Origin of the sequence: Pseudofrankia coriaricola (genome assembly GCF_001854805.1) — a bacterium.
GTDB lineage: Bacteria > Actinomycetota > Actinomycetes > Frankiales > Frankiaceae > Pseudofrankia.
In genome coordinates, this window is the sequence record NZ_MBLO01000261.1 from 1 (window position 1) to 20,792 (window position 20,792).

A 20,792-nucleotide genomic window follows, 5' to 3' on the forward strand; every position below is an offset into this window, starting at 1 on the left:
TCGCACCTCCGGAGGCCCCTGTCACCGGAAGCACTAGAGGGCCAAAGGAGGTGCGAAAATGCTCTTCGTTCGCACCTCCGGAGGCCCCTGTCACCAGGAGCACTAATGGGTCGGGCGGGCGTGGGAGGCGGGCAATGACCATGGCGGTGCTCGAGCCGGGCGCCCGCCCGGAGCTGGTGGCCGACGGGTTCGTCTTCGCCGAGGGGCCGCGCTGGCGGGACGGGAAGCTCTGGTTCTCGGACATGCATGGCGAGGCGGTGTACACCACGACGATGACCGGCGAGACCACCCGGGTGCTGGAGATGCCAGGCAAGAAGCCGTCCGGCCTCGGCTTCCTGCCGGATGGCTCGCTTCTGATCGTCTCGATGGCGGACCGCGAACTGCTCCGGCTCTCCCCGGACCGCACGTGCTCCGTGTACGCCCGGCTTGGCCACCTCGTTGACGACGAGCTCAACGACATGGTCGTCGCCGCCGACGGGACGGCCTTCGTGGGCAGCTACACGCTCGCGCCGGACGCCGGGCTGCTCCTGCGCGTCGCCCCGGACGGCCAGGTCTCGGTGGCCGCGGAGAAGATGAACTTTCCCAACGGCACCGTGATATCGCCGGATGGCCAGACGCTTACGGTCGCCGAGTCCAAGGCCAGGCGACTCACGGCCTTCGACCTGGACGCCGACCTTGGCCTTGGCGGCCGGCGAGTCGTCGCCGCGACTCCTGACGCGGCCGCGGACGGGATCGCCCTGGACGCGCTGGGAGGAATCTGGGCCGCCTTTCCGCTGGCCCACGAGTTCCGGCGGATAGTGCCGGGCGGCGAGGTCACGGACCGCATTCCCCTGGGGGACCGGATGGCCATCGCCTGCGCGCTGGGCGGACCGGACCGCCGGACGCTTTTTCTCCTGTCCGCCGTCGACTGGAACTCCGCGGCCCTGGGCGGCGCGCGAACGTCCACTGTCACCATGGTGCGGGTCCGTGTGCCGGGCGACGGTCTGCCCTGACCTTCCGACCCCCCTGACCTTCCCCGTCCTGGTCTTCCACCCGCTCGACCTTCCAGCTGCCTTGGTCTTCGACAACCGCTCTGGCCATTCAGTCACGCGAGGCTCGTCCAGCGGGGGGCGTGGGACGACGATCATGATCATCTGTAGTCAAAATAGTAAAGGTGTCCACGTCGCGATCCCGACGGTCTGACACGGGCGGCGTCGTCGGCTCCCGGCGCCAGGTCGGTTCGGGCCGTTCAGTCGAGCGGCCCGATGGGTAGTCCGTCGTGTCCAGGGCCCCGTATACCTGGCGCGGCCGGGGCGTGAGCGTTCCTCCCGCGCATACGGGCTCGCGCTGGCGAGGCCGCCGCCCGGCGCACCGGACTGGAGCCGAGTCTGTCGGCACCGTGCCAGACGTCACCGTGACCGGGAAAGATGGCCAGACGGTGGGCTGGGCCGGCTCTGCCCATACGCGCCACGACGCGGGCGCGTATGGGCGGGACGCCGACATCCCACCGCCAGCAAAGGCATAGCGGCCAGCGCTCTTCCTATATCGGCGATACTGACGGCTCAGACCAACGCGGTGTCTCGGGGGCTGGGCGAGTGTCGATATACAGGGCTGCGGTCCAAGAGGCGCTGCCTGACTACGAGGTGGGCGACACACTCGGCCAGGGTGGGTTCGGACTGGTCTTCGACGGGCGTCATCGGGCCATGGGACGCCGCGTCGCGATCAAGGTGCTGACACAGCCGGGCCAGCAGGACCGGTTCCTGCGTGAGGCGCGGGTGCTCGCCGACCTTGACCACCCGCACGTCGCCCGGGTCTTCGACTATCGCGAGAGCCCGGAGCAGCAGCTCCGTGTTCTGATCATGGAGCATCTGTCCGGAGGCACCCTGAAGGACCGGCAGCGGACGAACAGGCTGGCTCTGGAGGAGTCCTGCGTGGTGGGGATCGCCATTGCCGAGGCGCTCGAGTACGCGCACACCGCTGGCGTGCTGCATCGGGACATCAAGCCGGACAACATCCTGTTCGCCCGCGACGGGACGCCGAAAGTCGCCGACTTCGGCATCGCGAAGATCCTCCAGGAGGGCAAGGGAAGCTACGTGATCGGTAGCCCGGGCCACATGGCGCCCGAGCAGTTGGGCCCGGGTGAGCTCGGCCCGGCCACCGACGTCTACGCCCTTGGTGTGGTGCTCTATCGGCTGTTGTCCGGCCGGCCGCCATTCGACCCCGCCCTGACCCTGTTCGAGCTGTGGCAGACCCAGGTGAGCACCCGCCCGCCCGAGCCAGTCGCGCCCGAACCCATCGCCAAGGTGGTGATGAAGGCGCTCGAAGCCGACGTCGTGCGGCGTCACGGGACGGCCCGTGAATTCGCGCTCGACCTGGCGCGGGCGGGCGCTGGCGCCTTCAGACCGGGCTGGCTGACCCGGCCCGGAATACTCCTGTGGGCGAGCGATGACATCCGCACGGCCGCCCAGCCGGCTCCCGTCCTGCCGGCTCCGGCTCAGCCGGAGCTCGTCCCCGCGTCGGCTCACAAGCCCCGACAGGTCCCACCCCCCGCGCCGAAGCCGAAGGGCGAGAGCCCCCGGGACGGCGACACCCCCGTCAGCACACGGCCGCATCCCGTCTCACGACCGAGTGACCCGCCGCGCGGACAGGCGAACGAGGGTCTGTTGGGCAGGGACCTGACCGACGCGGACCTGTCGGGTCGGAATCTGACCAATGCGGACCTGTCGGGTCGTGACCTGGCCGGCATCCGCCTGACCGGCACCACGCTCGCCGGTGCCGTGCTGCGCGATACCGTTTTGACCGGCGCCCTGCTCGACCACGTCTCGCTCGTCGGCGCGGACCTGACCGGGGCCGACCTGAGCGCCGCGCGGCTCGTCCACACCGACCTGGCCGGGGCAGTGCTGGACAGCGTCCGTTGGACGCGGGCGGCGCTGCTGTCCTGCGCCGTCGACCCCGCTGCCCTGATGGGTGACGAACTGGCGTCGGCCGCGGTCACCGGCCGCGATCCGGCGACGCTCATCATCCCGCCCCCGCCCGCGTCGCTGCGCTCGATCGCTGTAGATCCGTGGGGTGGCCTCCTCATGTCCGCGGGCCAGGACGGCGCGCTGCGGCTGTGGGAGGCATCCAGCGGGCGGCTGATCCGTGTTCTCACCGGTCATGTCGGTGCCGTCAACGCGGCGGCGTTCTCACCCCGCGGCGCTCGGGCGGCCTCCGCGGGTGCCGACCACACGGTGCGGCTGTGGGAGACGTCCACAGGACGCGAGATCGGCCTACTCACCGGGCACCACCTGCGCAGCGGTACCCCGAGCCCCGTGAACGCGGTGGCGTTCTCCCCGGACGGCATCCTGATCGCCTCGGGTGGCGACGACGGCGCGGTTCGGCTGTGGGAGACGTCCACTGGACGCCAGATCGGCCCGCTCACCGGTCACACCGGTGCGGTGAACGCGGTGGCGTTCTCACCGGATGGGCGTCTGGTCGCCTCGGGCGGCGACGACCAGACGGTGCGGCTGTGGGAAACGGGCAGCGGGACTCTGCTTTACCAGCTTACGGGCCATACAGGCGCGGTGAACGCGGCGGTGTTCTCCTCAGATAACCGTCTGGTCGCCTCGTGCGGCGAGGACAAGGCGGTGCGGCTCTGGTATGCCGCCAACGGGCGGCCGTACCACCTGCTCACCGGTCATTCCGGTGCGGTGAACGCGGTGGCGTTCTCGCCGGATGGCCACCTCATCGCCTCCGCCGCGACCGACAAGATCGTGCAGCTGTGGGACACCGCGAGCGGGCGGCCGCTTTACCAGCTCACGGGCCATACAGGCGCGGTCAACGCGGTGGGGTTCTCCGTCGATGGCCGACTGATCGCGTCCGGTGGCGACGACGCCGTTCTCCGGCGATGGGAGACAGCGAGCGGGCGGCCACTCTCGTACACAACGAGCCTCGCCACGGCGGTGTCGACGGTCGTGTTCTCCGCGAACCGTGCGCTGCTCGCCTCTGCCGGTGACGACAACGCGGTCCGGCTGTGGGAGCGGTCCACAGGGCGCCAGCTGCACCTGCTCACCGGTCACTCTGACGTGGTGAACGCGGTGGCGTTCTCCCCGGATGGCCGCCTCCTGGCCTCCGGCGGTGACGATCACGCCGTGCGGCTGTGGGAGACCTCCGGCGGACGCGCGCTGCGCCAGCTCGGCGGGGACTGCGGCCGGGTGCGCGCGCTGGAGTTCTCAGCGGATGCCGCCCTGCTGGCCTGCGCCGGTGACGACAAGAAGGTGCGGCTGTATGACACCGCTGGCGGGCAGGCGCCGCGCCAGCTCACCGGCCACAAGGACCGGGTGAACGCCGTGGCGTTCTCACCGGACGGCAGCCTGCTCGTTTCTGGCGGAGAGGACAGGACGGTGCGGCTGTGGGAAACGGCCAGTGGCCGCCAGCTACGTCGCCTCGCGGGTCACGAGGGCACGGTATTGGGACTCGCGTTCTCCCCGACCGAGCATCTGCTTGCCTCGGGGGGCGGCGAGGGCATGGTGCGGCTGTGGGAGCCCGTCGTCGCGTCCCAGGGTGTCCCGCTCGCCGGCCACGTCGGACCGGTGAACGCGGTCGCGTTCTCCCCGGATGGCCGCCTGGTCGCCTCCGCCGGGGAGGACGGCACGGTGCGGCTGTGGGACGTGGCTGGCGGGCGCCAACTGAGCCAGCTCACCGGTCCGGCGGGACCGGTGAACGCGGTGGTGTTCTCGCCGGAGGGCCGGCTGGTGGCCGCGGCGGGCGCCGACGGGACGGTGCGGTTGTGGCGGACGGATGGGGGGCGCCCATACGCGATCCTGATGGGGCTTGGTGACGGGTGGGCGGTCCTGCTGCCCGGCGGCTCCTACAAGATCGCTGGCGATGGCGCCGGCGACGCGTTCTGGTGGGCCGTGAACGCCGTCCGGTTCGATGCCGGTGTGCTTGACGAGCACTTTCGCTCGGTCCGAAGGCTGTCCGATGACCGCGCGCTGCCTCAGGTCTGAGACGCGGGCCGTTTCTCGGCGTACCACTGACGGCGACCCCGGCCAAGGAAGCCGCCGCCACAGACGTGGCCGATTTCCGACGAAGACCGCCGAGAGACCGGTCAGCTGGTCGCCGGGGTGGGCGCGGTGGCGGCGGCGTGGTCCTGGACCGCCTTGCCGATGGCGGCCGCGGTCTGGTCGCGCCACGTCTTTGACTTGCCGAACTGCCAGTTCTCGGAGGCGAGCGGGGCCGCGGAGGCGCCGGTGAAGTGCGGGACGACCTCCCGGGCGAACAGGTCGTAGCTGTGCCGGGTGGCCTCCGGGTCGGCGAGGTCGGCGGCGAGGAGCAGGTAGCCGCCGAAGCCGCCGGACTGCTGCCACAGCCGCTCGATCTGCGCGATCGCCATGTCCGGGGTGCCGCAGATGAACGAGCCGGTCGCGTTGCCGTGCTCGATGCGCTCCGCCAGCGGGGTCGACGGGTCGAGTGGTATCGGAAGCACCTTTGACTGGTAGTTCTGCACGGCGGTCAGCCCGTAGGCGACGTCCTTCGCCGCCTGCTCGACGGTGTCGGCCAGGTGCATCTGGCCCATCAGCCGCCAGCCGCGCCGGTCCATCGTCTGCCCGTGCCGCGCGGCCATCTCGCCTGCGACCTCCCAGTGGGAGCCGAGAATGTCGAAGCCGCCGGCCTGGCTCGCGGCGATGGAGAGCATCCCGGCGCCGAACCGGCCGGCGGTGCGCGGGCCGGCGGGGGAGAAGGTGGCGGCCACGGCGATCTCCGGGCGCGGCCGGGTGTACGGGGCGAGCTGCAGCACCGCGTCCCGCAGGGTGAACCAGTCGGTCTGCCGGGTCACCGGCTCCTCGCCGGCGAGGAGCGCGACGACGGCCTCGAGGGACTCCTCCATCATCTCCCGCTGCCGGTTGGTGTCGATGCCGAGCATGTGGGCGTCGGAGGCGAGCTGGCCCGGGCCAACGCCAAGCATCACCCGGCCGCGCGTCAGGTGGTCGAGCAGGACGATCCGGTCGGCGACGTGCAGCGGATGGTGGTACGGCAGCGAGACGACGCCGGTGCCGAGCCGGATGCGGCGGGTCCTGGCGGCGGCGCTCGCGATGAACACCTCCGGCGACGAGATGATCTCCCATCCGCCGGAGTGGTGCTCGCCGATCCACGCCTCGTCGAAGCCGAGCCGGTCGAGATGCTCGATCAGGGCCAGATCCTGTTCGAGCAGCAGCGTCGGGTTGCGGCCGGCCTTGTGGAACGGCGCCAGGAAGATGCCGAACCGCAGCGGCCAGCGCGCCCCGGCCGCGACCTGGTTGGTGATCGTGTGGGACAGGGACAAGACGAGCCTCCGTCGACGAGAAGCGAGGTGAGAGGTCAGGCGGCCGGCGGCCGGCGACCGATGGTCAGGGGGTGAAGGGGCCGCGGCCCATCTGGTCGCGGACGGTGACCACCGCCGGGTTTGTCAGCGCCCGGCGCTGCCAGTTCGCGCCGTCGACGACCAGCGTGTGCCCGGAGATGAACCGGGCATAGGGCGAAGCCAGGAACGTCGCCGCCCAGCCGAGCTCGCGCGGCCGGCCGACCCGCATCGCCGGCTGGGCGACGGCCTTGTCGTGGGTGCGGGCGAGGTTGGCCTGGATATCGGCCGTCATGTCCTCATGCGGGAAGAGCCCGGGAACGAGCCCGTTCACCTGAATCCCGTACGGCCCCCACTCGACGGCGAGCGTCTCGACCATGTTCTTCACCCCGGCCTTGGCCGCGGCCGAGTGGGCGAAGCCGGGGCCGCCCGTCCAGGCGTAGGACGCGCCGACGTTGACGATGGAGCCGGTCCGACCGGCGGCCATCAACCGGCGGGCGAACTCGCGGGCGCAGAAGAAGGTGCCGTTGAGGGTGATGTCGACGACCGTGCGCCAGGCGTTCGGCGACATGTCCTCGGCCGGGACGGGGAAGTTGGCGGCGGCGTTGTTGACGAGCACACCGGGCGGGCCGAACGCGGCCTCGGCCGCGTCGAACAGGTCCGCGACCTTCTCGGGGTCACGGATGTCGCAGCGGGCCGCGAGGACCGGGGCGCCGAGCTTCTCCATGGCCTCCCGGCCGGCGTCGAGATGCTCCTGCTTGCGGCTGCCGATGACGATAGAGGCGCCGAGGCGGGCGAACTCGGTGGCGATCGCCCGGCCGAGCCCGGTGCCGCCGCCCGTGACGACGACCGCGACGCCGTCGAAGGTGCCGGGCGGTAATGCGCTCTCACCGGCGCCGGGCGGCTCGGACAGCCCGATGACACCCTGAGCGTCGCCGGTCCGGCCTGCGGCGCCGTCGGCGCTGGCGCTGGCGCTGACCGAGGCGGTTCCGCCCGTCCCGCCGTTTGCTCCGTTCACCGTGTCCGTGGCGTCCGTGGCGTCCGTGGCGTCCGTGGCGTTCGCGTTGGCCGCCTTGGGCCCCTCGGCGCCGTCGGTCGGGTTCGTTCCCATGGGTCCGTTGCCGGTCATGTAGTCAGCTCCCCGTGTATCGGGGCGGGCGCCCCTCGGCCCGTGCCGTCCGCATCTCCGCGATGTCGTCCGACCTGCTGATGAAGGTCTGGAAAACGAGCTCGTCCGCCATCGACGAGCGCAGCGTCGGCTCCGAGAGGTGGCGGATCACGCGGCGCGCCATGTTCACCGAGACCTTCGGCGCGGCGGCGATCTTCTCGGCCATCTCGCGCACCGTGCTGTCCAGCTCGTCGGCCGGCACGACCCGGGAGACGACACCGTGCGCCAGCGCCTCGTCGGCCCCCATCGCCCTGCCGGTGAGCACCAGGTCACTCACCACGCCGTGGCCACAGATCTGGTACAGCCGGCCGATGCCACCGGTGTCCGGGATGACGCCGTAGCCAAGCTCCGGCAGCATCATCCGGGCGCCCTGGGCGGCCACCCGGATGTCACCGATCAGCGCCCGTTGAAACGACGCTCCAATCGACCAGCCCTTCATCGCGACCAGGATCGGGGCCTCGATGTCGAGGATCCGCAGGATGCCGCGGTGACCGCGTTTCATCAGCTCGTGGTGACTGAGTTCGACGGCTCCGCCGCCGATCGCGGCGACGTCGCGACCGGAGGAGAACGACTTCCCCTCCGCTCGCCAGATCACCGCCCGTAGGTCGCGTCGCTCCGCCAGCTCGTCGAGGATCTCGAAAAGAGCGAGGTCCATCGCGTCGTCGAAGGCGTTGTGCTTGTCCGGGTTGTTGTTCGTGATCGTGGCGATCGGCCCGTCGACCTCGAGCCGGACCCGTTCGTCAGCCATGTGCGCACGCCTTCCGCCTCACCAACGGCCGCGAGCCGACCCAGGACCGGCCCGGAGCTCCGACCCCGGAGCGGGCCGCGGCTCGCGGCCGCCAGGAGAGAAGCGTGGGCGGTCTCTCCTCGGTCAGGAGGGCCCTCCGGGGAGCCTGCGAGGCCCATGTTGTAACACGGTTCTACCTTCCTGGTGTCTTCGGCCGCAAGTGACGCGAGACGCCCGCCGGGCCCGGCTTCGCCGTGGTCGTCCCGCGGGCGGGGTAGCCCTGGCGAGGCGCCGGGTGCGGGATGGTCTTATGGGCGGCACACGGATTGGTGCGTGCGGCGAGATGGACGCCGCGCCCGAGGGCCGCCGGTCAGGGCGGCGGTGAGGCGGTCACGCGGTGCGGACGAGCCGGCTGGAGGCATTCAGCGACGGCGTTCTGGCCATCATCATCACGATCATGGTCCTGGAGCTGAAGATCCCCGAGGGCCATGACTTCGCCGCGCTACGGCACGCGGCCGGCTCGGGCCTGCTGACCTACCTGCTCAGCTTCGTCTACGTCGGGATCTACTGGAACAACCACCATCACATGTTCCAGCTGACACGCCAGGTCACCGGGGTCGTGCTGTGGGCGAACCTCGGGCTGCTGTTCTTCCTCTCGCTGTTCCCGTTCACCACCGCCTGGATGGACGAGAGCAAGTTCGCCCACAGCCCCGTCGTCCTGTACGGCATCAACCTGCTGCTCGCCGCGATCGCGTACTACATCCTTCAGCTGGTAATCATCCGCGGACAGGGCGCCGATTCGCCGCTGCGGCAGGCCGTCGGCCGGGACGTGAAAGGCAAGATATCGCCGGTGATCTACCTGACCGGCATCCTGTGCGCCCAGCTCGTCGACCCGCACGGACACGTCGGTGTCCTGATCGCCATCGCCTGCTACGCGGCCGGCGCGCTCATGTGGCTCATCCCCGACCGCCGCATCGAGCACGCCATCCGAGACCTCGGCACCCCGGACTGACCCGCGGCCGGCCCGGCGAAGCCCGCCGCTCGGTCAACGGCGGTCATGGGTGTGGTGAGCAGATGGCACTGATGGAGAGACGGGTCTGCGCGTCGAGGGCGATGGTGACATTGGTTTTTCCCGGTTTCCTGGCCATAATATCCGAGAAAACGGGAATCTCTGTGAACGATGTAACCGAAATCTTGGTTTCATGCGGATACCGAATTCCCTCGGAAATCCGTCTCCCGGCTGCGGTCGACGAATGTGATCTAGTGCTGCTGAGCCTTAAACTGGACGGTTCTCCTCCATGGTTAATTCCCGATTCTCAGGCGTCGCTCGCTCACGTGACACAGGCGTCCGCGGTGACTGGAAAGGCGCCTCGAGAAATTGTTGCTCGGCTCGCCGACTACGGAATCACGCTGAACTCCTCCGCTGGCGTACCCGAGCAGATACCGACAGCCGGCCGTGCGCTGCTCAACTGCGAGAACAAGGTAATTCGGTCCCTAGGGCGTGTGTTCAAATCGTGGCGGAAATTCGACGCCGCCGACTTGGTCGCGGCTTCCGGTGAAACGCAAAGATCGCCATGGGACATCGCATGCACCCTGGGTACCTACGGTTTTACTGGTAGCGTTCCCCAGAGTCTTTCGGACGAGTTTCTCGAGATTGACCGTGAGATCATATCCTATCTTCAGTGGAGTGACTTTATCTGGGCTCGCCTCATTCGGCGCTCGGAGACAGATTCGGAGAAGGTCGCACGGCTGTCCGTGGCTTTCGTCGTCCAGATCGCGGATCGTGTCCGTCGGGCGCCACGCGAGGTGATCGACCGGTTGTGCGCGTACGGGTTCGAGGGCCCGAGTAACGAAATTCTTCCGGACCGTGTGGAGCCGGGCGACGCGGAGATTCTATCCCAGACTGACGATCTTCCATCGCCGGAGGTTCCGGCGTGGATGGTCGCGTTGGCGGCAATGGAGAACAACCGTGGCATCGAGGAGGTAGTCGAAAGGCTCAGAGCATATGGATTTGACCCGCCGGGCGCCGACCTATTCCCCAGAGACTTTAATAGCATTCTATTGAGCGGTCCGACGGATTCCCGTCGTCGTCTGGACCCGGCGAAACCGGTTGACCGTGGTCATATTGCGTTCGTCGCATCACGAACGGCGTGGACACCCGTCGGCGTGGCCGCGCGGCTGCTGGCCTGTGGCTTCGACGTCCCGGCATCCGACCGTCTGCCTGACCGCGTGGAATCCGCGGATCTGGTGGTGCTCAGCAAGTGCCTTGGCGGAGAAGGGCCCTGGATTCCATGGGACAAGCCGGTACCGCCAGTTCACATTGCGCTGGCGACGCTCCACACGGCCCTATCCGCAAGGGAGATCATCAAGCGCCTCCTGGCCTACGGGTTCGCCGTGCCGCGCGAAGCGGAAGTGGCACATGATCTACAAAGAAACGATCTGAATATAGTCCCGAAGGTCCGTTGTGGAAGTCGGCTCGTCGGCTCGTCGATCTTTATGCTCCGGTTCCGGCTCTGCATCTGTGTCGCCTGCTCGGCAAGAGTCTCGAGGGTGGCCCGCCGTTCATCCCGGCTGTGCGGCGGTTGGTGGAACTCGGGTGGGCCTTGCCACCTGGCGTGAGTCTCACCCCGCCGTCGGATGAGACGTCCGAGACGGAGCGAGGGGCTGTGTCCGTCGAGGATCAGGCAGGCTCGGCGTAGAGGCGAGTGAGATCGATTGTTGCGATCTTGGCCCCGGCGGGCGTCGCAGTGGTGGCGGTGGTCAGTGCTGGGTCGAAGCCGGCGCCGCTGTAGCAGGCGAGGACGGTGTCGCGGACGTCGTAGCCCTTGGCCGCGAGCAGGTCGCGGGCGCGGCGTAGCCGCTCCACGTGGCGGGTGCCCATCACGTCGCCCCATTTCGCCTCGCCGAGAGAGAGGACCCGCCGCGGCTCGCTCTGAACGGGCGGGGCGAGGACCGCGACGTCGATCTGGATCTGGCTCTTGCATTCCGGATCCGCCACGACGCCGGCCCCGACCTCACCTGGGAGCTCACCGAACAGCTCAGGCGGCGCGCTGACCGCGAACTCGCGGCAGATCTGCTCGAAGTGCGGCCCGAGGACCTGGGCTGAGAAGCGGGGTCTGGCATCTCGCCAGACGGGCACTGCCCGGCCGCTCTCCAGCAGTCCCCATCGCGGCCGCATGATCGCCTGATAGAAGACGATCAATGGCTCGGCGATGCGGTAGACCGATCGTCCCTGCCGAAAAAGGTCCGGCTCGCGGCGCAACAGACCACAATCCTCCAACATGCCCAGATGGTGGCTGATGTCGGTCGCTTTACGACCGACATAGGTTGCAATGCCTCCGCGGGAGTTGTTGCCGTTCGCGACCGCGCCGAGGACCGAGTGGTACATCGCGGAGTCGCGGACACCGGCCTCCTCGTCCAGCAGGTAGCGGGCCTCCCGGAACAACGGCGTTCCAGGGTTGAGGACGGTGCGCAGCACCCAGTTGTCGAAGTCCTCCGGGCCGGCCGGGGCGTCCTCGTTGACGAAGCGGCGGTACGCGGGGGTGCCACCGACCACCGCATGATGCGCGACCGCGAGTCGAGGATCGCCGATGCCCCAAAACCTGGCGGCGACCGGATATTCGAAGGGATGGACCACTAGCTCGAGGCTGGCCCGACCCCGTAGGGGGGCGGTTCCCGCCAGCAATTTGCCCATGACGGACATGGCCGACCCGCACAGCAGCAGGGAGATCCCCTGTTTGGTGCCGCGTGTCGGTGACACCGCCCGGTCCATCTCCCGTTGCAGGATCGATGGCAACGCCGGTGACACAGTGCTCAAATAGGGGAACTCGTCGATCACGACCGGGCCCGGCAGTGGGGCACCCACGGAGAACAGGTACACGACGGCCTCATCCCAGCTCGCGAAGCGAGGCGGCACCGGGAGGTCGATCCTCTCCGCCAGCACGTCGGCGAACAACTGCAATGACTCGGCCTCGGTCGCCTGGGTTGCGCCAAAGTAGAGTCCACCGCTCTCCCGTGCGATCGCCTCCAGCAGGAACGTCTTCCCCTGCCGCCGCCGCCCGCTTACGATGCCGAGCTGCGCCTGCCCGCCGGTTCGCCGCGCGAACGCCGTCAGGTGCCCCCACTCGAAGTCCCGGTCGTAGACCTGCTCTGGCTTGAGGATCATGTCGCCTGCCCAGGGCCGTTAGAAGTGTACTTCTTAGAAGTGTACTTCTAATTCTTTGACCGGGTCGCTAGCCGGCGCGGCGAGGAGCCGTGGCGGCTGGAGGAGCTACGAGCAGGCGGGTGAGGGTGGCTTCGACATGGGGGAAGCTGATGCGCTCCTGTTCCAGGCGGATCGCGTCACCGTAGGCATGGCTGACGAGGTCCTGGTGGAGCGCCGCCTCCTCGGGGGTCAGACGGGGCAACTGGGTGCGGTGCTGCGAGGGTTCGCGGACCCACTGGTCCGGGTGCGCCAGCAGCGTTGCGCGGTCCATCAGGAAAGACTCGGCGTCCGGTATCTCGGCGCGCAGCCGGTCGAGGATCGCGAAGCCGTGGGTGTCGAGGTCGCCCCAGTAGAGGACGCGGCGGCCCGCGAACCACGGGTGCGCGGCGAGGCCGGTCAGCCCGTACCCACCACCGAAGACCGCGGCCGCGTCGGGCACGTCGGGGAAGGCCAGGTAGGTGATCTCGTTCTCGAGCACGAACACGGTGCCGACGTCTGGCGCCGCGGCCCCGAGGTCCTCGACTCGGACGCTCAGCTCGCCCACGCCGGGCAGGCGATTCGCGGCCGGGTCGAGCGACCGGAACCGGGCGTAGGCCGGCGGGCTCCGGAACCCGTACCGCCGGGCGAACTGGGAGCGGGAAACCGCCTGGTCGACCGCGGCGTCCGGTAGCAGCAGGTCGAGGAGTTCGGCGAGCAGGGCCCGGTGGGCCTCGATGAACTTGGTGTCGACGTCGGGGACCGGCACCTGCCGCAGATATCGGCCCTGGCCGCGTTCGCGCACGAGCCACCTGGTCGTCGCGAGGATCCTGGCCCACTGCTCGGGGGAGTGCTGGAGCACCCGAACCGGATGGGTGTTCACCCAGCCCACGAGCGTCGCCACGGTGACGGAACCATCAGCGGGCCCGGGCCCGGGCCCGGATGCGGCGGTTCCGCGGAACCGGGGCGGGGTGGCGTCGAGAGATCCGGGCCTTGTCACGTCGTCGAGTTCGGGTGGGTCGGCTTCTCGGGGTTCCGTGCCGGTGGCGGCCGGGAGTCTGGCGGTCACGTGGCCTTCGGCCGCGGTGATGGCACGCAGCCTGACGAACCGTTGGACCTCGGCCGTGACCTGAAGAAGCCGCCACAACGCGTCCCAGCCGCCGTCGACGACGAACCTGGCCGGGATCCTGTTCGTCCCGATGCTGCGGCCGCCGACGGTCCTAGTCGGCAGCCGGAAGTCCGTCGACCTTTCGGCGGCGGTGAGCCACTCCCGGCTCCAGGTCCGTGCCTCGTCGAACCGGTCGGCCAGCTCACTCACCGCCGGCCCCCGAAGCGGAACCTCCACGGGCTCGAACGGCTCGCCCTTCGCCCAGGCCGCGAGATACTGACCGTTCTCCCAGCGCCGACGCAGCCGGGCACGCACGTCCGCGAGCGTCGTCCATCCCGTCGCGTTCGTCCCCGCCCGCGTCACCCCGTCACCCCGTCACCCCGTCACCGCGGCACCGCGGCACCGCGGCACCCAGCCACCCCGTGACCAGCTGCCGCGGCACCGGCGGTCGCGGCACCGGCCGCCGCGTCAGGTCGCGTCACCGAACGGCGGCCAGCTCGGCCGCGAGCCGGCCGACCCGCCTGGAGCGGTACTCCTGGACCGTCAGGTTCTGCAGGCGTGAGTAGCTACCGGACTCGTTGTCGACGAAGCCCACCGACGACACGTGCCGCTCGATGACGTGGATCTTCTGCAACGGGGTGACGATAAGCAGCTGGAGGCCGAGGCGTTCGAACAGGCCGAGCGCGAACCGGGTCGAGGCGTCCGACCCGCGGCCGAACGCCTCGTCGATGACGACGAACCGGAAGGTGCGCGGCCCGGAGTCGAGCTTGAACTGGTAGGCCAGCGACGCCGCGAGAATGGTGTAGGCGAGCTTCTCCTTCTGACCGCCGGACTTCCCGCCCGAGTCCGTGTAGTGCTCGCGCTCGGTGTCGTCCGCGAGCGCCCGTTCCGACGCCGAGAACACGAACCAGTTGCGCACGTCGGTGACGCGCCGGGTCCAGATCCGGTCGGCCTCGGTCTGCCCTTCCCGCCCGCGCAGCCGCTCCACGATCTTGCTGACCTGCAGGAACTTCTCCTCCGAGTACTGGTCGGCCTCGCCGCCGCCCGAGAGCGACCCCTCGGTGCAGGCCCGCAGGTCCGCGCGGAACTGCCTGACCTCGGTGTTCGGGGTGTCGTCGAGCTCGAGCCGGATGAAGGTGCCCGGGTTGTACTCGATGGACGTCAGCGACTCGTTGATCGTCGCGACCCGCCTCCTGATCAGGTCGCGCTGCCTGTTCAGCTCGGCCTGGAACGTCGCGATGTCGCGGATCGTGTTCACGTTCAGGTGGGTCTTGAACTCGGCCTCGAACCGCGGCAGGTCGTCGCGGACCAGCCGGGCGTGCAGCTCCCGGTAACCGCCGATCGACTCCACCGAGTCGTCGAACTCCGCGGTCTCCAGTGGGTAGGCCTGCCGGAACCGCCCCATCTTCGCGACGAGGCGCCGGCCCGTCACGGCCCGGCGGTCGCTCACCAGCCGCGACTCATGGCGGATGGCGTCGTCGAGCCGTCGGCCAGCGTCCGCCCACTGGCGCGGCAACGACGGGCGCGGCTCGGTCAGCCGGGCCGAGAGGGTGGTGAACGAGGCGCTGGCCGGCGCGAACTCGGCCGCTGACAGCATCTGCTCGCATTCGGCCAGCTCGGTCCCGGCGTCGTCGCGGCGCGTCTGGAGCCCGCCGAGGCGGCGGCGCAGCTCGTCGCCCCTCTCGTCGGCCCGTTTCAGCTCGTCGGTGAGTTCCCCGAGGCGCCGGGTGATGTCCGCGAGCTCCGCCGACGCCTTCTCGAGCCCGGCCTTCTCCGCGGCAAGCGCGTCGATCTCACGGGCGACCGAGCGCCAGTCGAGCTCACGCCAGGCCTGCGTGTCCGCGAGCAGCCTGACGTTGGTCTCCTGGCCGCCTACCGACTCGATGTCCCCCGCGACGGCGTCGAGGCGGCCGGTCATCTCCGCGAGCTCCGCCTGTACCTGGGCCGCCCTGGAGACGATCGCGGCGATCTTCTGCTCGTTGCTCCAGCCCAGGACGTACTGCGTGCGGTCGTCGACCCGCCAGCGGTCGTCCTTCTCGTGCCGGCCGCCGGTGTGCTTGATCTGCCCGGCGCGGGTGACGGCCTTCGCCGCGCGGCGGAAGTCGTCCATGGTGGCGACGCACTCGTGGTCGGCCCGCGACTCCAGCTCGCGCCGCAGCCATGGCAGGAACGGCGAGTCGGACTTCAGGTCGAGGCGGTCGACGAGCAGCGCGTTCCCACCGCGGGCCTGTCGCTGCCGCGGCGGCCCGACGGCCGACGGCACCCGGAAGTAGATCAGCCTTGCCCGCAGGTGGTTGCGGTCGATCCAGTCGGAGGCGGCCTGGTAGTGTCGATCCGGCACGAGCAGCGAGAGCCCGAAGCCGTGCAACAGCCGCTCGGCGGCTCCCTCCCACTCGCGGTACTCGGGTGAGATCTGGATCAGCTCGCCGGCGAACGGCAGCTCCGCCGCGTCGAGGCCGGTCTCGGAACACAACCGCCCGCGCAGTTCCAGGCTCCGCACGGGAATGTTGCTGCGCCGCTGGCGCAGGCTCGCGATCTCGTCGCGCAGCGCCGCCGACTCGTCGCGAATCATCCTGCTCTGGACGTCCAGATCCGACCGACGTGCCTCCAGCTGCTGGCGCTGCCCGGCCAGCGTCTCGGCGAGCCTGGTGAACTCACGGCGCCGCTGGTCGAACTCACCGGCGTCGCGCACCGCGTCCAGACTGAGCGCGGCGAGCCGGGTGTCGAACACCCGCGCCCGGGCCTCGCGGGTCTCGCGGTCCTGGCCGAGCCGGCCGAGCTCCCTTTCGATCTCGCCGAGGCGGCCCCCGCCGAGACCGGCGCGCTGGAGCTCCAGGCGCTTCTCGTCCGCGCGCAGCGCCCGGACCTGGGCGTCGAGCTGGCCCGCGCGCGCCGTGTCCTGCTCGATCCGCACGTCGAGCTGGCGGATCTCGCCGCGCAGGAACGCCGCGGTGCGGTCGGCGACGAAATATCGCACCGCCTGGGCCTCGGCCGCGAGCGCGCGTTCCCGCCCGCCGAGCTGGTCGTACTCGTCGCAGTCGCCGAGCAGCGGAGTGAGCGCCTCGAGCTGGTCGCGGGCCCGGCGCACGGCCGCGTGCGCCCTGGTCAGGTCCTCGAAGTGGGCGACGAGCTCGTCGATGCGCCGCCCGACGTCCTGCTTCTCGAGCATGTGCGCGCGGACGAACTCGTTGAGGTCGCCGACGGACTTCATCGACACCGTCTGGTGGAACAGCTCCATTGCCTGCTCGGACTCGATGCCGAGCAGGCGCCGGAAGGCACGCCCGTAGCCGGGGAAGCCGTCATGGACGTCGACGCCGGCCCGGCGCAGCTTGCGTTTCAGCGCGGGAATGTCCTCGCCGAAGTCGGCGAAGTCCGCGGCGATCCCCAGGTCGCGCTCGGCGGTGGCGTAGAACCGCTCCGGCTGCCCGGCGTCGTCCGCCGGCTGCCAGAAGACCTGAGCCAGGCTCGCGGTCGCGCCCAGCGCCTCGTTGACGAACACCCCGAGCAGCACCGAATAGGTGCTGCCGTCGGTCCGCAGCCCGACCGGGCGGGACCCGCCGGACGACTCGACGCGCTCGGACTTGTAGTGGCCCTGGACGTAGGAGCGCAGCGTCCGCTCGCGGGACTCGGCGCCGGCGGCCCGGTTGTAGGAGATCCGCTGCGCGGGCAGCAGCAGCGTGGTGACCGCGTCGACGACCGTCGACTTGCCGGAGCCGATGTCGCCGGTGAGCAGGCCGTTGTGCCCGCCGACGCGCAGTGTCCAGACGCGGCGGTGGAACGTGCCCCAGTTGAGCAGCTCGAGCCGGTCGAGCCGGAAGCCTGGCCGCGGCGGCCTGGCCGCGTCCGCTCCGCCCATCCCGTCCGTCGCGTCCATCCCGTCCGCTCCGTCCGCTCCGTCCGCACCGTCCGCGTCAGCGGTGGCCGGCTTCCGATGACCGTTCTCCGAGTGAACGGTGGTCATGCGTCCTCCTCGGTTGAGCCGGTCAGCGACCGTGCGTACCGGGCGAGGCCTTCGTCGAAGCCCGACAGCCATTGGGCGTCGACGAACGCCTTGAGGATCCGGCGCACCTCGTACATCTCGTCGGAGCCTGGCAGCTTGTGGAGGAACCCCAGGTCGACGACCTTGCGGAGATGGGTGTCGATCTCGTCCACGAGCCGGGCCTCGTTGCGACCGGCCGGCAGGAACATCCGCATCATCTCGACGAGGTCGGCGCGCGCCAGGACGAGCCGCGTGTCGGCGTTGTCGGTGTCGAACTCGGCGAGCCGCTTGCGCAGCAGGGCGAGCAGCAGGCTGACCGGGAACGACAGCGCCCGCCGGGCGATCAGCCTGGGCACAGGCTCACCGCCGTCGTCATCCGGGCGCGACCGCAGGAACGCGTACCCCTCCGCGTCGTCCACGATGACCTGCAGGCCGATCACGGCGACGTAGTCGGACACCCGCGTGCGCAGGCCGAGCAGGTGGCGCCAGGCCTTCTCGTGCTGGTCCCGGTACACCGGCCCCTTCATCAGGCTGGTAACGACGAGTGAGAAGTCGAGGTCGGACTGGGGCGCTGTCGCGGCCCGCGCGGACGAGGCGGCCCGGCCGCCGGCCGGGCCGTTCGCGGGCTCAGCCATCCGCGCGCTCCTCACTGGCCGCGGCGGGGCCTGTTCCGCCCGTGTCGGCCGTGCCAGCCGTGGCGGCCCAGCCGGCACGGACGAACGTCACGCGCGGAACCGTCGCCACCCGCACCACCCCATCGTCGCCCTTCCAGGTCAGCTCGTCCGTGGCGCGGTCGTCGAAGACCACGCTGAACGCCTCGTCGCCCAGACCGAGATAGGCGACGAGCTCCGCCAGGCCGCGCTGGAGTGGGCGGTCCGCCAGCAGCGAGGGGAGGCCGACCCGGGGCCGGCTGGCCAGCGCGTCGCGCACGGCCGTCGCGAGCCGCGCCGGGTCGACGTGGACCTGGTCGTAGAGCGCTCCCGAGTCGAAGTCGCCGTCGCCCTCCTCCAGCCCGGTGCTGTCAATCGCCGTCCGGCGTTTCGGCGCGTACAGCCGGCGTTCCATCGGCAGCACGATCCGGGGCGCCGTCTCGTCGAGCTCGGCTCCTGGCAGCGGCCCGGGAGCGTCGCGCAGCTGGAGGGCGTGTGCCTCGATGCCGCGCAGGATCTCCCCGATCCGGCGGTTCTCCAGCCACACCCGGTCGTCGAGGAAGCGGCGCAGCTGCGCGGACAGCAGCCGCACCGTCGCCTGGGTTCGCTCGCCCGCGGCGAGCCAGTCGTGGTGGATCGTGCCGAGGCGCCGGTCCGCGTCCGCGAGCGCCGGAAGCTCCAGGACCTGGTCGAGCAACGCCGTGAACCGCGCCTGTCGGTCCGCCGAGAGCAGGAAGTCGTAGAAGGCGCCGAAGCTCCTGCCCTGGTCGGACTCGGTGATGCTGCCCCGGCTGCGCAGGACCTCGTCGAGCAGCTCGCCCTTCGCGCCGTCGAAGGAGGCGATCTGGACGCGCAGGCTCCGGTCGAGCTCGCGGAAGTTCGTCTCGACCTGGCGGAAGTCCGCCAGCAGCTCGCGTGCCATGTCGGAGAACTGCTGGAACCGGTCCCGCTGGGCCGACGGGTCCAGCACGTCGAGCTCGCCGCGGCCGACCCGGTCGATCTCCCGGTCGAGCGCGTCGCGCTGGCGTCGCAGCTCTTCGAGACGCCGCCCCGGGTCGGTCTCGGTCCCGAGTGTCATCTGGCGGAGCAGGTCGAACAGGGTGTTCAGCCGCGACTCCGTGCCGACGAACGACCGCGCCCGCAACCCGGACAGGAACGACACGACCTGCTCCAGAGCCGGGGTCGCGTCGAAGTGGGGCTCGTCGGAGCCGGGCGGGTAGTACTTGCGCAGCCAGCCCTGCTCCGCGCTGGCCCATTCCTCCAGGTAGGCCTTCGCGGACCGCGGGTAGGTGCCGTCACCCAGCTGCTGGTTCAACGCGTACAACGTGTCGTCGAGACGGCCGGTGAGCGCCGATGCCGCGATGTCGCGGACGTTCTCCTCGACGAAGACCTGGGCGAGGAAGCTGATGACCAGCGGGGCGTGCTCGGCGCGCAGCAGCCGCCAGGCCGGGCCGCGCCGCAGCAGCTCGACCGTCTCGTAGTCCAGGTGGTTGTCCAACGGCCGTCTCCTCCCGATCGTCGCGATCGTAGGTGACAGGTCCGACAGCTACCTCGGTTGGTGGCGGGGCGCATGGCCGGCGAGCTCGGCGGCCGAGGATCCTGAACGGTGGACGGATACCGTCGGGGAGGCGGTGCCGCCGGGTACCCGGGGAGGTGCGACGTGGCGGTGGCGGCAGGAACACGCCCGGTCGCGTTGGAGCTGCTGCCGCACCTGCGGCGGGCGCGTGACCACATCGACCGGCACTACCGTGAGCCGCTCGACCTCGACGAGCTGGCCCGGGTCGCGCGGGTGTCGAAGTTCCACTTCGCCCGCTGCTTCGAGGCGAGCTATGGCGAGACGCCGATTCGCTACCTCACCCGCCGCCGGATCGAGCGGGCACAGGACCTGCTCCGGCATGCCAACCTGACGATCACCGAGATCTGCATGCTGGTCGGCTTCTCGAGCCTCGGGTCGTTCTCGGCGCGCTTCACCCAGCTCGTCGGCGAGACGCCCTCCGCCTACCGCGACCGGTGGGCGGCCCGCGGCGCCCCGCACGTCCCCGGCTGCTACCTGTTCATGCGCGGCTCCATGGACCTGCGCGGCACCGCGGGCGATCCGGGCGATCCGGGCGACCCCGGCGGCTCGGGTGACCCGGCCAGCCGGGCCGGCCCGGGCGGCGCCGGCGGAGACGGTCCGGCCGGTGGCCTGAACTCGCGCAATCTCGGAGAAGCCGGCTTCGCCGGGCCGGGCCTACGCTGACCGCATGATCACGAACATCTCGCTGCTGACCGTCTACTGCCTCGACCAAGAGGAGACCCGCGCGTTCTACGTCGACCTGCTTGGCTTCGAGGTACGCACCGACGTCACGATGAGCGAGGGCTTCCGCTGGCTCACCGTCGGCCACCCGAGCCAGCCGGGGCTGGATGTCACGCTCATGATCCCCGGGCCGCCGCTCGACCAGGAGGCGGCCGACTTCTACCGCCGCCAGCTCGGCAAGGGCCAGCTCGGCGGCCTCGGGCTCAGGGTAGACGACTGCCGCAAGACCTACGAGGAACTGACCGCCAAGGGAGTGGAGTTCGTCCAGGAGCCGTCCGACCGGCCCTACGGCGTCGAGGCGGTCATGCGCGACAACTCCGGCAACTGGCTGGTCCTCGTCGAGCCCCGGAACTTCAGCCCGGCGGACTTCGCCTGACCTGTGCTCC

14 protein-coding genes are annotated in these 20,792 nt (G+C 70.2%); 6 read left to right on the forward strand and 8 right to left on the reverse strand.

All coding sequences use genetic code 11. The features are described 5' to 3' along the window. The first annotated feature begins 134 nt into the window (after window positions 1-134). Both BCD48_RS39310 and BCD48_RS39315 read left to right on the forward strand, forming a co-directional pair. Window positions 135-992 carry an SMP-30/gluconolactonase/LRE family protein gene (locus BCD48_RS39310; RefSeq protein WP_071053486.1) on the forward strand — a complete coding sequence of 286 codons (858 nt, stop codon included), beginning with the start codon at window positions 135-137 and terminating at the stop codon, window positions 990-992. A 630-nt stretch (window positions 993-1,622) separates the two neighbouring features. Then, a complete protein-coding gene (locus BCD48_RS39315; RefSeq protein WP_071053487.1) occupies window positions 1,623-4,967 on the forward strand; it encodes a protein kinase domain-containing protein in 3,345 nt (1,114 codons plus the stop codon). A 101-nt stretch (window positions 4,968-5,068) separates the two neighbouring features. Here the strand turns inward: BCD48_RS39315 and BCD48_RS39320 are convergent, their stop codons facing one another. From BCD48_RS39320 to BCD48_RS39330, 3 genes are all read right to left on the reverse strand, one after another. Then, the gene (locus BCD48_RS39320; RefSeq protein ID WP_083419899.1) at window positions 5,069-6,283 is read right to left on the reverse strand and encodes an LLM class flavin-dependent oxidoreductase; all 1,215 of its coding nucleotides are present in this window, start codon (window positions 6,281-6,283) and stop codon (window positions 5,069-5,071) included. 64 nt (window positions 6,284-6,347) lie between these two features. Beyond that, window positions 6,348-7,427 carry an SDR family oxidoreductase gene (locus BCD48_RS39325; protein WP_241842341.1) on the reverse strand — a complete coding sequence of 360 codons (1,080 nt, stop codon included), beginning with the start codon at window positions 7,425-7,427 and terminating at the stop codon, window positions 6,348-6,350. Between the two features lie 4 nt (window positions 7,428-7,431). Further along, window positions 7,432-8,214 (reverse strand): enoyl-CoA hydratase/isomerase family protein, encoded by a 783-nt coding sequence (locus tag BCD48_RS39330; RefSeq protein WP_071053488.1) that lies wholly within the window; start codon window positions 8,212-8,214, stop codon window positions 7,432-7,434. Between the two features lie 376 nt (window positions 8,215-8,590). Here BCD48_RS39330 and BCD48_RS39335 point away from each other — a divergent pair, with 376 nt between their 5' ends. Continuing rightward, window positions 8,591-9,205: a TMEM175 family protein gene (locus BCD48_RS39335; RefSeq protein WP_071053489.1), complete on the forward strand. Its 615-nt coding sequence runs from the start codon at window positions 8,591-8,593 to the stop codon at window positions 9,203-9,205. 62 nt (window positions 9,206-9,267) lie between these two features. After that, window positions 9,268-10,812, forward strand: a complete 1,545-nt coding sequence (locus tag BCD48_RS50925; RefSeq protein WP_131804199.1) for a wHTH domain-containing protein — start codon at window positions 9,268-9,270, stop codon at window positions 10,810-10,812. 61 nt (window positions 10,813-10,873) lie between these two features. On the opposite strand, the gene BCD48_RS39340 is transcribed toward BCD48_RS50925, so the two are convergent. The 5 genes from BCD48_RS39340 to BCD48_RS39360 form a co-directional block, all read right to left on the reverse strand. Then, on the reverse strand, window positions 10,874-12,358 hold the full coding sequence (locus BCD48_RS39340; RefSeq protein WP_116271815.1) for an AAA family ATPase: 1,485 nt from the start codon (window positions 12,356-12,358) through the stop codon (window positions 10,874-10,876). Window positions 12,359-12,425: 67 nt separating this feature from the next. Next, window positions 12,426-13,844, reverse strand: a complete 1,419-nt coding sequence (locus BCD48_RS39345) for a Wadjet anti-phage system protein JetD domain-containing protein (protein ID WP_083419900.1) — start codon at window positions 13,842-13,844, stop codon at window positions 12,426-12,428. 115 nt (window positions 13,845-13,959) lie between these two features. Next, complete coding sequence (locus BCD48_RS39350; protein ID WP_083419901.1) at window positions 13,960-17,442, reverse strand: ATP-binding protein; 3,483 nt, start codon at window positions 17,440-17,442, stop codon at window positions 13,960-13,962. Continuing rightward, on the reverse strand, window positions 17,439-18,095 hold the full coding sequence (locus tag BCD48_RS39355) for a DUF4194 domain-containing protein (protein WP_083419902.1): 657 nt from the start codon (window positions 18,093-18,095) through the stop codon (window positions 17,439-17,441). Before BCD48_RS39355 ends, BCD48_RS39350 begins: the two co-directional genes overlap by 4 nt. Next, entirely contained in the window at window positions 18,088-19,608 is a 1,521-nt protein-coding gene (locus BCD48_RS39360; protein ID WP_083419903.1) for a DUF3375 domain-containing protein, read from the reverse strand. Before BCD48_RS39360 ends, BCD48_RS39355 begins: the two co-directional genes overlap by 8 nt. 162 nt (window positions 19,609-19,770) lie before the next feature. Between BCD48_RS39360 and BCD48_RS39365 the strand changes: the two genes are divergently transcribed. Then, a complete protein-coding gene (locus tag BCD48_RS39365; protein WP_083419904.1) occupies window positions 19,771-20,349 on the forward strand; it encodes a helix-turn-helix domain-containing protein in 579 nt (192 codons plus the stop codon). Window positions 20,350-20,353: 4 nt separating this feature from the next. After that, window positions 20,354-20,782, forward strand: coding sequence for a VOC family protein (locus BCD48_RS39370; RefSeq protein ID WP_071053491.1), 429 nt, complete (start codon window positions 20,354-20,356; stop codon window positions 20,780-20,782). The last annotated feature ends 10 nt before the right edge of the window (window positions 20,783-20,792 follow it).

What these genes read in the sequence shown, in the direction of transcription:
- BCD48_RS39310 (WP_071053486.1), top strand. Translation starts at nt 135, where the DNA reads ATGACCATGGCGGTGCTCGAGCCGGGCGCCCGCCCGGAGCTGGTGGCC.
- BCD48_RS39325 (WP_241842341.1), bottom strand. Translation starts at nt 7,427, where the DNA reads ATGACCGGCAACGGACCCATGGGAACGAACCCGACCGACGGCGCCGAG.
- BCD48_RS39330 (WP_071053488.1), bottom strand. Translation starts at nt 8,214, where the DNA reads ATGGCTGACGAACGGGTCCGGCTCGAGGTCGACGGGCCGATCGCCACG.
- BCD48_RS50925 (WP_131804199.1), top strand. Translation starts at nt 9,268, where the DNA reads ATGGCACTGATGGAGAGACGGGTCTGCGCGTCGAGGGCGATGGTGACA.
- BCD48_RS39340 (WP_116271815.1), bottom strand. Translation starts at nt 12,358, where the DNA reads ATGATCCTCAAGCCAGAGCAGGTCTACGACCGGGACTTCGAGTGGGGG.
- BCD48_RS39350 (WP_083419901.1), bottom strand. Translation starts at nt 17,442, where the DNA reads ATGACCACCGTTCACTCGGAGAACGGTCATCGGAAGCCGGCCACCGCT.
- BCD48_RS39355 (WP_083419902.1), bottom strand. Translation starts at nt 18,095, where the DNA reads ATGGCTGAGCCCGCGAACGGCCCGGCCGGCGGCCGGGCCGCCTCGTCC.
- BCD48_RS39370 (WP_071053491.1), top strand. Translation starts at nt 20,354, where the DNA reads ATGATCACGAACATCTCGCTGCTGACCGTCTACTGCCTCGACCAAGAG.